The organism is Microcoleus sp. BROC3, assembly GCF_036702515.1.
In the GTDB taxonomy this organism is placed as follows: Bacteria; Cyanobacteriota; Cyanobacteriia; order Cyanobacteriales; family Microcoleaceae; genus Microcoleus.
Genome location: NZ_JAUBTQ010000012.1, coordinates 126,761 through 140,529, shown reverse-complemented (window position 1 = coordinate 140,529; position 13,769 = coordinate 126,761). Strand labels below are relative to the sequence as shown.

Here is a 13,769-nt window from a genome sequence, read left to right as displayed (position 1 = left end):
GAAATCTCTGAATAGGGTTTAAAAACCATTTAATCTATTAAGCCTTCTTAATGAGCAGCCCCAATGATGTTGTGACATATTGCTCTAACTGAAGCTTTAAGTGTATCCCGGACCAGGGCGGTACGTCTATGTGACGATCGAATGGCCCGCTTCCAGTGTTGTAGTTGAGGACTATTTGGTGTCCTTGGCTTGTCAAATCTGCTGCGAGTCTGTCGATGTCCTGCCGTCGAAACAGTACAGTCTGTTGGTGGTCGATCGTCGCATCATTAGACAAAACGTTGAATTCGGTGGTGTGTACTGCTATTCCGCCCGGACGCAGGCACTTAAGGCTGTTTTTGACGAATTCCAGCCCCAGCTCGATCGAGCCTAGGTGTTCGAGAGCACAAGAGGAATAGACAAAATCGAAGCCGACTAAATCCGCATCTATCTTGTTCATATCTGCCACGCGGTAACTCACCTTGGAGGCGAAGCGTTCGGGGGGGCAGATGCCGCGATCGTTAAGCGCCTCCAGCGTTGCTGCATATTCACCGCTACTGGCCCATCCTTGCTTTGTCGCTTCGTCTATATCTAGGTCTGTGGCGACGATATCGCAGCCGCGAGCGGCCATTACTGCTACTAACGGTTCCTTGCCAACGCCGAAACCCAGTCCGCGCCTGCCCGGTGACATCATGCCCGTCTCGGACAGACACTGGAGGATGTAGGCGTACTCCCACAGTTTTCGATGGAAGATGGGCTCGTGTGGAAGACGAGTTTGCTCACACCAATAGTAGAATGCATCCGATCGGCATTGGGTCTCGGTGGCCATCTGCGAGACTGGATTGGTTAAGCTTGGCTGGTTATTGATAATAACTAGCTCTCGCTTAACGGTAGTTGTCGGAGCCTTTTCTTCACTCATAATAATACTGCGCATTCCCAAGTTTAATCGAGTTATAAGATTGTTGTAGTTGTTATTATGTCTTTCCCCTGCTGTCTTAAGTTTAATGCCGTTTGATAAAGTTCTACATCTTGACTGTTGAGAACTGCTGCTCTAAAAGTGCCTCTCCCGGCTTCGGCAACCCAAAATCACCAGTTCTATGACCGGCCCGGTTGACACCGAAAGAATAATTTAGTGTTTGGTTTAACATAGCCTCTAAAAAATTAGTCTGTCTCGCTTTTACGATCGTCCGCTATACATCCTACAACTTATATTGCGACTCCCGTACTAACTTTTTTTGCCGGCGCGGGTTTCCTTTGCATAGGGCAATTTCCGTCGTTCTGTAAAGACTGGCATCTCTGGCTGTATGTTCCGGTCAGTATCATCGGGCAGGAGCAAACGTCTTTACCACCAATTATTTTAGCGAGTGGCTGTACTTTATCACAATTAGGAATACGCATAATTCTTTGTATTCCAGCGATTCTGACCGTTGTGGTGTCGATGGCACAGTGATGTTACATCTGTAGCAAGGTCTGAGTTATGACAAATTTTGAGATTAGCGGAACTTTTGACCAACCAAGAAAAGTCATAGAATACTACTATGGCACTCTTCCTCAAGGGGATTGACATAGATCCAGATTGTGATAATCTGGCAAAATTAGGTAGAGTCTGACGAAGCGACTGCTGCGATCGCGCCCGACAGCTTCGCTTCGACGATCCCAATTGTAGGTAGCGAAAAAAAGAGGTCAGATGAACACAGAGAATGCGGCGGCGGAATTAGAGAAGGGTAATCAGCTTCTAGGGGAAGAAAAACTAGAGGAGGCGATCGCAGCTTACCGCCGTGCCATAGAGCTAAATCCTGACATCTCTTGGTCTCACCACAATTTAGGGGAAGCTCTAGCAAAACTCGGTCAATTCGAGGAAGCGATCGCAGCTTACCACCGCGCGATCGAACTCAACCCGGATTTTTCGTGGTCTTATCATCACTTGGGAGATGCCCTAGATCGACAACAACATTGGGAGGAAGCGGTGGTTGCTTTCCGCCGTGCCATTGAACTCAATCCCGAACATTTCGGGTCTTACTGCGGGTTAGGGGAGAGTTTGGTGAATTTGGGTCAGTTGGATGAGGCGATCGCTGCTTACCGCCGTGCCAGCGAGCTTAACCCAGAGACCGATTGGATTCAGTATAAGCTGGGGGAATTGCTACAACAGCGAACTCAGTTGGATTTGGAAGAGGCGATCTCTTCTTATCGCCGCGCTCTACAGCTAAATCCAAATGACGTGGAAGCTGGTCGCAATCTCCTAGAGCTTCAACCTCATAACAGCGATAACTTAGAAGAGAGTCAAGCTTTCCGAATTAATCCCCAACAGTTAACATTAATTTCAGGACAGCTTCTTCAAACTGGCGGTAGCTGGCAGTTAGTCAGTAGAGAAGGAAACCAGGGGCAAGTGTCTTATGGTCCTTATATTACTTTACCCGATGGCTTATATCGAGTTAGAATTGACTGTGAATTCCCCGATATAAATTCAGAACAAAAACGAGAAAATTCGGAAATTATTGGATTCAAACTTGATGTAGCGATAGATAAAAGCTTGGTGGTGTATCATGAAAATATTTATACCAACCAGCAGAAACAAGATTTTTTTATAGACCTCGTAAATGTTAAAGATTTAGAAGTTCGCTTTTGGGCGCTGGGTAAATTATTTGCTGTGAATTTCATAGAATTTACTTTAGTTTATCATCCCGGGGAAGAGCCCAAGGCGGTTGACTATTATTTAAAACTAGGCAATAGTATTAAAAAAACTAATATTGTCAGGGCAATATACTCCTTTCAGCAGGCCTTGAAAATCAAAAAAATTGTCACAGCGTCAAAAAACAAAGAAAATATGGAGAATTTTCCGCAATCGGTGGTAAGGCAACCCCGTATTTATGATTGTTTTCCTTTTTTTAATGAAATAGATCTTCTTAAAATTAGAATAGAGGAATTAAAGGATGTAGTAGATAAATTTATTTTGGTGGAAGCGACGAAAACTCATAGTGGACAACCAAAACCTTTATACTATAAAGAGTTTATCCATGAGTTTGCTGAGTATCAAGATAAAATTATCCACTACATTGTGGATGATATGCCAGAAGTCCAAAACAACGATAGATGGCCTCTTGAAAATTACCAGAGGGACTGCATTGGCTTGGCTTTGATAGAACTTCAATGTCAAGACGAAGATATTATTTTAGTGAGTGATGCTGATGAGATCCCCAGAAAAGATAAAATTAATGAGGCAATACAATTACTCTCAAATAACGATTTTGTAATTTTTACCCATGATTTATATGCCCACAACTTAGATAATTTACAAAGCGAGTGGTGGTGTGGAACAGTCGCCTGTAAATATAAAACTTTCAACCAAAGAAGTGCCACCCAAGTCAGACGTTCAGATGCAGGAAATTGGGCCAGCGACAGCAAAGCTGGGTACATCAATGAGTCTCGCAATTTTGGACACCCCTACATAGTTAAAGGTGGTTGGTCATTTACCTGGTTCGGAACTCCGATATCAAACAGGTACAAACTACAAAGTTTTGCTCATGCGGAAGTAGATGATTCTGATGCAAGGGGATTAGAAAAATTGAACTATGATATTTGTAGACCTACGGGGGAGATGGAATCATCAGGTGAGTTTTATTTCGATGTCAGAGACATAGAGGGGAAAGACGTGCCTGAATTTTTAAGAAACAACATCCTCAAGTATCGGCATTTTCTTCAGCCTAGACAGACAGCACTGATGGCTAAAATAGGGGGAGATTTAAAACAAGTTGATTCTCAAGTCAACATCCTTAAGAATGAAACCATAAAAGTCAAAGATCAACTAGAAAAAGTAATTCAAAATCTGCTAAAAGTTTGTGAGAGTTTGGCAGAAAGGGGTAATCTGGAAGAGCCGATCGCACAATGGCGACAGCTAGTAGAGCTTGCTCCAGAATTCACCAGCAAGAAATGTTTTTTAAGCAACTTAGAGGCGCTGGAAAAATTCAGAATTAACCCAGAAGATTATACTTTAATTTCAGGACAGCTTGTTCAAACACATACTGGTCAACAGCTAGTTAGCCCGACAGGGAATTACGGGCTAATTTGCTATGGGCCTTATATCACCTTGCCTGCGGGTTTATATCGAGTTAAGTTATACCTGGAAAACTCAGACGATCGCGAGAACCAAGAAGGTAGCAATTCTGAAAACGTTTGGTTTAAGTTTGATGTGGCAGTGAATAAAGCTCTGGTAATCTACGAAGAGAAGATTTACAATCGTCATCAAACCGAACATGAATTTTTTATAGATGTTAACGTTCAAAATTTAGAAATTCGTTTCTGGGCTACAGGTGTATTCTTTGCCGTAAATTTTATAGAAATGGATTTAATTTATCAAACAGATTTACATAAAGATATTGAAGCTTATCAACCAAAACCAGCAATCAGAAAAGTCGAAAAAGTCGAAGTTAAAGATGCTGACACTAACTATGGTCAATTTATTTATGCTGAGTGGAATCACCCCTTAGAACTAAGTCGAAATTGGGCAACATATTCTTTATATCAACTCAAAACAGAAAGATGGGGTCAATATATCCTACCAGGAACGATTGCCATAGACATTGGCGCTCACTCTGGGGATACTACATTACCAATGGCTCTTCTTACTGGTTCCACTGGGATGGTTCTGGCTTTTGAACCAAATCCTTACGTTTATGAAATCCTCAAATTCAACCAGTACCTTAACAGGAATTCCCTAAACATAGAAATTGTAGATCTAGCCATTATGGAACAAGAGGGTACATACGAATTTACCTATAGTGATTCGCAGTGTTGTAATGGTGGCTATTATGACTTAGAGGAGTGGAAGGCCATCAATCCTAATGTTAATGTGATTCCTGTTAAGGGGGTTAATTTAGCGGAGTTCTTACAGGCTAGGTTTGGTCAAGAGTATGACAGCATACTAAAGAGACTGAGTTTTATTAAAATCGATTGTGAAGGTTATGACAAGGAAGTTATTAAAACTCTCAAGCCGATTATTGATGTCGCCAAACCAGCTTTGTTTGTAGAATGGTTTATAAATTTTAATCAAGAACAAAGTGATGATTTATTCCAGAGTATTCACGCTCTAGGCTATTCTTGTTATCATCCAATAACTTTAGAGTTGCACGAAGGAGATGTTAATAAAAAAATCCCCGATCTCTTATGTCTGCCAAATAAGTTATTGGAAACACAAAGCCAAAGCAACTTTAACTTTAATGAGTGGCGGCGGTTATCTGACTTGGGAGAGGAGTCTCCCCATGATTTTTTTTTTAGTAGCTTAAAAGGAATCAGTTCTTTCTGCATTACTCCCGATCGGTTAACTATGATTTCCGGTCAACTAATAGATGGGTCTCAAGGTAAGCAGCTAGTCAGTAATGCGGGGAATCAGGGCCAGATTTCTTATGGCCCTTACATTAGTGTGCCGGACGGGTTGTATCGAGTTAAAATCGCATCTGATTATCCCCACTCAAGTTTAAATCCAGTTGAAAACAGTCAAGCTGTCTGGTTCAAGTTTGATGTGGCTATAGATCGTGCTTATGTTGTGTACGAAGCAGAAGTTAAGGGCGGTCAAAAACAATTCGAGTTTTTCATAGATTTCCTAGAAGTTAAGGATCTAGAAATTCGGTTTTGGGCTAAGGGCGTACCCTTTGCAGTAAACTTCATAGAACTTACCTTAATCTATCAACCTAGCGAAGATCGAGCTGCCGCCGACTACTATTTTGAGCTAGGAAAAGCATTTCAGAGAAAACGACAACAGTTTAGATTGCTAGCCGCATGGCAGAAAGCGTTAGAATTAAGTCCCGAAGGTTATTTAGAAAAGCTACCCTGGATTTTGCAAAAAGCATCAGAGATTCCACCAAGTCCGATGGGGTATTTCAATTTTGGAATGTTTCTAGCACGACAAAACCAACTAGAGCCAGCTCTAATCTGTTATCAAAAAGCTTTAGAAATAATAAATAGCGCTCCGTCTGGTACTTACTCAGAACTAGGAATCCTCCTGATCCAAAAAGGTTGTTTGTCTGAAGTTATTGAGTATTTATACCAGGTTTTTAATTGTACTCCAACCTGCATTAAATACTTTCAAAATTTTAGTATTTTGTTATTTGAAAAAGGCTCGATCGAGGAATCCGTGGCTTTTCTTAAATATATACAGCAGCTAAAAAAACAGGCGAAAATTTACGAAGATATCTGGAAGGGATTAAATCAATTAGAATCCCTTAACGAGAATAATCCTGATTTCCAAGATCGAATCGATCCTGAAGCTGTGGCTGACTACTGGAGAAAAACTTGTCAGTACAAAGTAATTGACCTAGATGCCTTGACCGATCCAGACAGGCAATACCTAGAAAATATAGGACTGTCCTTAGAGTGTATAGAATTCAACAAACAAGATAGTTTTGCCTTGGAGCAAACATTGATCGAGAGTTTTAGCGATGCTCCAAAAGACCTGTGCGGTCAAAACATCCTACATCCTTGGTCTTATCAGCAAAGTTTAGTAGAAACAGGTTATGTTTATTCGGTGTGTCCTTTCAGTGGTAAAGTTTTGAGGTCAAACCAATCATTTGTCATTAATCTCACAGAACACGGCAAACAGAGGGGACACGATCTGCAAGGTTTTATTTATCGCTTTGTGGGAGAGGAATTGTATTACTTAGTTACTGGAGGTCAACATGGTGGAAAGTATTTTATTTATTTACCAAAGTCTGATTTAATTATTAACTTCGATCGCAGCCTCAGTCAATTTTCTATTCCTGTAGAAAGTATCAATAAACTTAAAAGTTACATGGTAAGTTATTGGCAGCAAGTTCTACAATATATATCAACAGAAGCTAAACAAGTAGTCGATGTTATCGGTTTAGGCTTCAATATAGGACATTATTTGTGGCAAGACTTAGCAGGTATTCATGTTCTCGTAGAGAATGAAATCCAGCATAAACTCGATCGAATCCTGACCGGCCCTGGGGATTACTTCAGTTCTCGGCAAGTTTTCCCCGAAATTCCTGCTGACAGGTTCGTTGAAGTTGCAGATGTTCGGGATGTTTTTAAAACGGTATTGGATAATAATTATGTTGCTTTCAGGGCAAATGGTATATTGATCGGCGATCGATTAGCAAAGAGAGTATCCGATGCTTCCCTCAAAAGATGTTCTCAAGATTTTTTGACACAAGTGAAACAAGCTAAGACACATTTTCCCCTTCTAAGCTTCCAAATTCGTGCCGGTAGTAGGATCTGGCGAGGTCAAGCAGAAGGAATAGCAAATATCATCAAAAGCTTGTATTTGGATTTTCCTACTTTGGGAGTCTTGTTTGATGGCTGGTCTCTTATGGGAACCGAAGATTCGGACAGTCCGAGTTGGTCTATGATTGAAATCGAAAAAGCCATAATGGCAGAAATACTTACTCTTATCCCTTCTACTATCAATACATACAGTGCGATAGGTGCTACAACTTACGAAACCGTTGTTTGGAATCAAGCGATAGATTTAAGTATCATCACAATCGGAGCCGGAATTACGTACACGTCCTGGATAGCTAACAAACCAGGTGTGGTACACGGACACAGTGTTTTATTAGACACACATGGGTCTCCAGTAACGACTTCACAAGTAAGAGAAAACATAGTACCGCAAATATTGATTCCTAAGGAATTTGTTGTCGATCGCCCAAATTTCGATTATGAATGCGATTGGAAAGGAATTTACAGTGAAGTGATTAAAATAATAGAAAAGTTGAAAAGGGATAGATAATAACGATCGCAATCATTTATATCCCTGTTTCCCGCACTTTCCTCACAGTCTCCGCAACCAAGCCCCCGGCCAGTGAGTCACATTCTCCGTCAAATCGCTCTCGCTAAATGGCCATTTAGGTTGCTCCAACACAAACTCTGGATGCTTTTGTGCAAACTCAGCCGCCGCCGCAGTAGGATGATCCCACTTCCACTCAGGATTCCCCCGTGGCACATCATCCAAATCCTTCATAATCCCATCGGTGGCAATTATATAGGAGCCTGGTGTAACAAAACTGTAATAAGCCTCTAACTCGTCAGCAACGTGCTGTTTTGTGTGACACGAGTCAAGACTCACCAGCACACTCTCCCCTGGATTTACCAGTTTTTTAACTTGCTCTACAATACTGGTATCTGTAGAACTGCCTTCAACTAAAGTAAGGAACGATGACAGTTCGTGTTCCTCTATAGCCTTGCGATTGTGGGGACGAATTTCAATATCAACTCCTACAACCCTACCCTTGCCCATTGCTTTAAACAGGCTAGCGTAATAAATCAGCGAGCCGCCGTGAGCCACCCCGGTTTCAATAATTACATCTGGTTTAACCTGATAGATAACTTCCTGAATGCGAATCAAATCTTCAGGAAGTTGCAGCAAAGGGCGACCCAGCCAACTAAATGTATAAGAATATTTCTGATTCCATCCGATTTTAACCCACTGAAGCGATATCAGTTCAAAAGCCTCTTTTGTATAAAGGTCTAATACCTGCTTCTGGTTATCAATCTCACTTGTGAGTGTTTTTTCCGTCGTATCAATTATCAATTTCATAAATTACTCCACTAATAGGTCAATGTTTAAGTTGGATGCCTTTAATAAGACTAAATTTTCTTGATGATAATTCGGGTTCATCAAGATAGCAGTTGTAATTCCTCGCTCAGCTATATCCTGATAGCTGACAATCGGGTGAGCAGTCCCAGGGATATATTTACCTTGTTTATTAGGGTTCAGGTCAATAATGCAGTCAATCCATTTACGATCAGGATCGATCGTATTAGCAAAAGTTACACCTTTAGCTCCAGCCCCCCAAAGAGCCACTTTTCCATGGCTAGCTAATTCTTGAATCTTAATTTCCCACTTGCCGATCAGTTCCCGTTCTAATCTAGCAAACTGGTTAGCTAAAATTGAAATGAATGCTGGTTTTTTCGTAACCGCCGGTTTTTCGGCCGGAATCGTAGCTTCTAACCATAGATATTGCCCTTCAAATATATGCTCTACGCTCTCAACCTGAAAACCCGCTACTTCAAAAGCCGTCGCTAAAGACTGTGCCGTAAAGTATGAACAGTGTTCGTAGAAAAAATCCCATATTACTTGATTGCGGAGTATCCACTCGACGCAGGGCGTTTCAAAGAAAACGCGAGCTTGGGGAGAATGAACCAAAGCTTGTCGGACAGAAAAGAGTAAGCTCAAAGGATCGGGAATATGTTCGATCGCGTGACGACAAACAACTACATCAGCATGAATATTAGCACACTCTGAGTCATAGTAACGCTTCTCAAACTTCAGGCGACCGTCAAAAATAGTTTCTGCCCCGACATAACTTGGGTCAAATCCATAACCAGTATTTCCCCATTCCTCTGATTCTACTAGCTTCCTTAAAAATGAACCCTTGCCACAGCCAACTTCTACAACCGAGCAATTTTGAACATTTTTATCATAGATTAGAGAGCGCGCAAGTTCGCAAATATAACTCTCAAAAGATGGCGAATAAGTCTGGGTATTATCATACTCTTTTCCATAGCTTAACTTGGAACCATCAAAATCCTGATTAAAAATAAATCCACAGTCTTCACAAACTGCTAGATTTAGATTGCCACGATTTATTTGTATAGCAGATATTATATCTGCCATCACTAAGTTTTGGTGGACGGGTACGCTACCTCGAACCAAAAAGGGGGCTATTAAGTTAGAATGGCAAACAGGGCATCTCTGCATACTTAAGATCCATTTACGGCGAAATATTTATAGTTTTTTGTATCTGTTAGCATCACTTTTTACTCTATTTTTAATCCTATATAATTTGAATTATTCCAGCAGATTATAGCTTGCCTTAATCCCATTTCCAAATTAAATTTGGGCAGCCAGCCTACCTCATTCGATAAACGAGTCACATCAGCCACTAACAAAGGCGCTTCTTTCGCGGCAGACGCAATAGCACCTAACTGCACTAAATCCGATCGCCCGATTATATCTGCTATTTGATAAACAACATCTTTAATTGAGATCGCCTGTCCCGATCCAATATTAACAGCTCCTGTCACCTCACTCTCCAAAAGAGCCACAAAAGCATCAGCCACATCCTGTACATACATAAAATCACGAATTTGATTACCGTGAGAGCAGCGAGCAGGCTCTCCCTTTAAGAGAGAAAGAATCACTGAAGAAACCAGCCGATTTGGGTACTCGTAAGCACCGTAGGGAAAGAAAATACGTCCCCAAGCACTGCTGAGACTTGTCGTCTCACAATAGCAACTTACTATCTCCTGCAAAGCATTTTTACAAATACCGTAGGGAGTATCTGGATTGAGTGGTGTTACAAATTCCGAGCAATAACCATACTTCCAATCATACTCCGCGCAAGTCCCACCCATCACTACTCGATCGCCCCCTTGCTCTCGAAATTGCCTCAACAATTCTAAACTAGCCTGCACCCACAAGAAATTATCTTGTGACTTCCAGTATTGTCCAGGTACTGTATAACACCAGGCAAAATGCAGCAAATGTGTAGCTTTTACTTGACAAACTAACTCCTTAATGGATGTATGGTCTAACAAATTTGCCAGATGCCAAGTACAATCCGAATTGACAGCCGGCAAAGTCTTAGAAGCGACAGCATGAACCTCAAACCCTCGTTCCACCAGCGTCTTTAGCGAGTGTCTGCCAACAAAACCCCCCGCACCTGTAACCAGCACTTTTTTCATAGCACAAAATCGGGGAAATTTCGATCTTTTTCCGAAATGACGCGCTGAGATATCTCCGGCCAATCAATACTAAAAGTCGGATCATCCCACCGCACTCCCCTTGCTAATTCAGAATAATAAAATTCCGACATCTGGTAAAAAACCTCAGTATTATCTGCCAAAGTTTGACAGCCATGAGCCATACCTTCAGGAATATATATCATCTTGCGATTTTCGGAGTTTAGCTCTATCGCAAACCACTCTTTAAAAGTAGGAGAATTTGGACGCAAATCTATGATTACATCATAAATTCCGCCTTTTACACATCTAACTAACTTTGCTTCTTCGCGCGGTTTTGCCTGATAGTGCATCCCCCGCAAAGTACCTTTTTTCAGGTTAAAAGAAATATTGCACTGCACTAAATTAGGATTCAAGCCATGTTCGGCAAACTCTTTTTGACACCAACTGCGGGCAAAAAAACCTCTCTCATCTGCTATGGAATCTACCTCAATAACATAAGCTCCCTTAAGCTTCGTTTCAGTAAACTTCACGAGATTACCTCCACTTGAGGAATCAGCACCACAAACTTCCCCCCCCACTCGCGGATATAATCCATCTGACTTACTATCTCATCTTTGATGTTCCAAGGCAAGATAGCCAAATAATCCGGTTTAGTCTCCCGAATTTTATCTGGATGATATATCGGAATCTGAGTTCCCGGCAAAAACAAACCCTGCTTGTGCGGGCTTAAATCCACCGTATAATCAATCAAATCCGTGCGGATACCGCAATAGTTCAGCAGCGTATTAGCCTTCGCCGGCGCACCGTAGCCCGCAATTGATTTGCCCTGGTTTTTGGCCTCAATTAGAAAACTGAGCATTTGGCGCTTCGTAGACTTAACCTGTTCGCCAAATCCTACATAAATTTCAATCTGATTTAGCCCTGCTTGCACCTCCTTAGCTTTGAGTTGGGAAATGCGATCGCCAACTGCTATACTATCAAAATCCTCATGCCTCCCGTAAATCCGCAGAGAACCGCCGTGGGTCGGTAATTCCTCCACATCAAACAAAGTTAAACCGTGACTGGCAAAAACTTTCTCAACCGTCAACAGCGAAAAATAAGAGAAATGCTCGTGGTAAATCGTGTCAAACAGATTGTGTTGAATTAGTTGCCATACATGAGGAAACTCCATTGTCAATATGCCATTGGGTTTCAGGAGAATTTTCATCCCCGCCACAAAATCGTTCAAGTCAGGCACATGAGCCAACACATTATTGCCCAGCAACAAATCTGCCTGTTTGCCTTGTGAAACCAACTCTTTAGCCGTTTCCACGCCAAAAAACTTGACTAAAGTTGGAACCCCTTTTTCTTCAGCCACCTTAGCTACATTTGCAGCAGGTTCAATCCCCAATACGGGAATTCCTTTCTGCTGAAAATACTGGAGTAAGTAGCCATCATTGCTAGCGAGTTCAATTACGTTACTGGTTTCGTCAAATCCAAACCTCTGCACCATCAACTCTGTGTATTTCTGAGCATGACGCAGCCAAGAGTCTGAATAGGAAGAAAAATAAGCATAATCGCTAAAGATTCTATCCGGGGATTCAAACTCTTCTAACTGCACTAAAAAACAATTGCTGCAGACATAAGTATGAAGCGGATAGAATTTCTCTGCACAATTCAGATGCTCTTGAGATAGAAAAGCATTCGCCAGCGGCGACATCCCCAGATTTACAAAAGTATGCTCCAATGGGTGACTACAAAAACGACATTTTGATGGCACAGAATTAGACCCCTTGACTATCCAATAAGAGAAAGAAAATTAAAACCCCAGTCACATAAATCCTCCATCACACGCTGATGACACAGGTGTTTTCCTCCATCAAAAAGTTTTCATACCATTCAATTGTTTCTTTCAACCCTTCTTCTAGAGGATACTTAGACTCCCAACCGAGCATTTTTCGCGCCTTATCTGCCGAGAGATACTGATGTTTGATTTCATTCTTGGCCCGATTCAATACGACAGGCTCTAAATGAGTCTTGTCCATCAATTTCAGAACTTTATCTACCATGCCCCGCACTGAAATTTGCAATTCGTTGCTGAAATTAAATGCCTCTCCCAAAATTTCTTTCCTGTCCATTTGTTCAGCCAAATGGAGATAAGCTAAAACTCCATCTTTCGCATAGAAATAGTCCCGGATAAAAGTGCCATCACTGCGGATGACTACCGGCTTGTCTCGTAATGCCGATCGAATTGTAGACGGAACAATCCGATTAAAATTCAAGTCTCCGCCACCGTAAAAGTTGCCGCAGCGAGTAATGCACACGGGCAAACCATAACTGACGTAATAAGCCCGACTGATTAAATCAGCACAGCTTTTAGAAACATCGTAAGGGTGTTCTCCTTGCAGCGGAGTTGTTTCGCTGTAAGGCAAAACTAGCTGGTCTCCATAGGCTTTATCGCTGGATGCTATGACAATTCGACTCACACCTCCAACCCGGCGACAAGCTTCTAGAATATTCCAAGTACCTTTAATATTCGTTTCAAAAGTGGCCAACGGCTCTCTATTTGCAACTCCCACAATTGTCTGAGCTGCTAAGTGAAACACCGTATCTACTTCATACTCATTAATCGCTCGTTCTACCGTTGACAAATCTTCTACACAACCGCGAACGATATTAATTTGCCGATACCACTCTCCAGCATAAAGTCGGGATTGGGGCACCAAGTCACGGACTAATCCCGTTACCAAGGCTCCTCTTTCCAGCAACTCAGCCACTAACCAGTTACCCAAAAGGCCGGTGCAACCTGTGACCAATACCGATCGATCGCGCCAAAATTCACTCATTCCCACACCCTCCAAGGAGCCTCTCCATTATCTCAAAGTTCATTCAAATATTTATACTCGCGGTAAGTATCCATCGCAAAAAAGAAACCTTCGTGGCGTTACGCCATCTATTGGCTCAGGGCCGCTAACCGCTCTCGCGGCTCTCGCTCTACCATACAATCATTTGCGTCCAAATAGTCAAATATACAGCGGTTACCGTGTAGGAACGGCGGGGTTAAAAGTGGCTGCTTGCTCGATCGCAGTATATCTAACCTATCTCGATCGGGG

The 13,769-nt window shown here is 42.0% G+C and carries 9 protein-coding genes; 1 reads left to right on the top strand and 8 read right to left on the bottom strand.

Features of this window, described 5'->3' with window-relative positions; genetic code table 11:
• Nucleotides 1-37: 37 nt before the first annotated feature.
• Both QUB30_RS10495 and QUB30_RS33800 read right to left on the bottom strand, forming a co-directional pair.
• Complete coding sequence (locus tag QUB30_RS10495) at nt 38-670, bottom strand: class I SAM-dependent methyltransferase (protein WP_333332895.1); 633 nt, start codon at nt 668-670, stop codon at nt 38-40.
• Nucleotides 671-1,571: 901 nt separating this feature from the next.
• Nucleotides 1,572-1,817 (bottom strand): hypothetical protein, encoded by a 246-nt coding sequence (locus QUB30_RS33800; RefSeq protein WP_445300478.1) that lies wholly within the window; start codon nt 1,815-1,817, stop codon nt 1,572-1,574.
• Between QUB30_RS33800 and QUB30_RS10480 the strand changes: the two genes are divergently transcribed.
• The gene (locus QUB30_RS10480) at nt 1,739-7,720 is read left to right on the top strand and encodes an FkbM family methyltransferase (protein ID WP_445300477.1); all 5,982 of its coding nucleotides are present in this window, start codon (nt 1,739-1,741) and stop codon (nt 7,718-7,720) included. The genes QUB30_RS33800 and QUB30_RS10480 overlap by 79 nt on opposite strands.
• 42 nt (nt 7,721-7,762) lie before the next feature.
• Here QUB30_RS10480 and QUB30_RS10475 read toward each other — a convergent pair whose 3' ends face one another.
• The 6 genes from QUB30_RS10475 to QUB30_RS10450 form a co-directional block, all read right to left on the bottom strand.
• A complete protein-coding gene (locus tag QUB30_RS10475) occupies nt 7,763-8,527 on the bottom strand; it encodes a CmcI family methyltransferase (RefSeq protein ID WP_333332893.1) in 765 nt (254 codons plus the stop codon).
• Nucleotides 8,528-8,530: 3 nt separating this feature from the next.
• A complete protein-coding gene (locus QUB30_RS10470; RefSeq protein ID WP_333332891.1) occupies nt 8,531-9,607 on the bottom strand; it encodes a class I SAM-dependent methyltransferase in 1,077 nt (358 codons plus the stop codon).
• Between the two features lie 143 nt (nt 9,608-9,750).
• Nucleotides 9,751-10,677, bottom strand: coding sequence for an NAD(P)-dependent oxidoreductase (locus tag QUB30_RS10465; protein WP_333332888.1), 927 nt, complete (start codon nt 10,675-10,677; stop codon nt 9,751-9,753).
• Nucleotides 10,674-11,207 carry a dTDP-4-dehydrorhamnose 3,5-epimerase gene (gene rfbC / locus QUB30_RS10460; protein ID WP_333332885.1) on the bottom strand — a complete coding sequence of 178 codons (534 nt, stop codon included), beginning with the start codon at nt 11,205-11,207 and terminating at the stop codon, nt 10,674-10,676. Before rfbC ends, QUB30_RS10465 begins: the two co-directional genes overlap by 4 nt.
• Nucleotides 11,204-12,436 carry a class I SAM-dependent methyltransferase gene (locus tag QUB30_RS10455; RefSeq protein ID WP_333332882.1) on the bottom strand — a complete coding sequence of 411 codons (1,233 nt, stop codon included), beginning with the start codon at nt 12,434-12,436 and terminating at the stop codon, nt 11,204-11,206. Before QUB30_RS10455 ends, rfbC begins: the two co-directional genes overlap by 4 nt.
• A gap of 67 nt (nt 12,437-12,503) precedes the next feature.
• Nucleotides 12,504-13,502 carry a GDP-mannose 4,6-dehydratase gene (locus QUB30_RS10450; protein ID WP_333332879.1) on the bottom strand — a complete coding sequence of 333 codons (999 nt, stop codon included), beginning with the start codon at nt 13,500-13,502 and terminating at the stop codon, nt 12,504-12,506.
• Nucleotides 13,503-13,769: the final 267 nt, after the last annotated feature.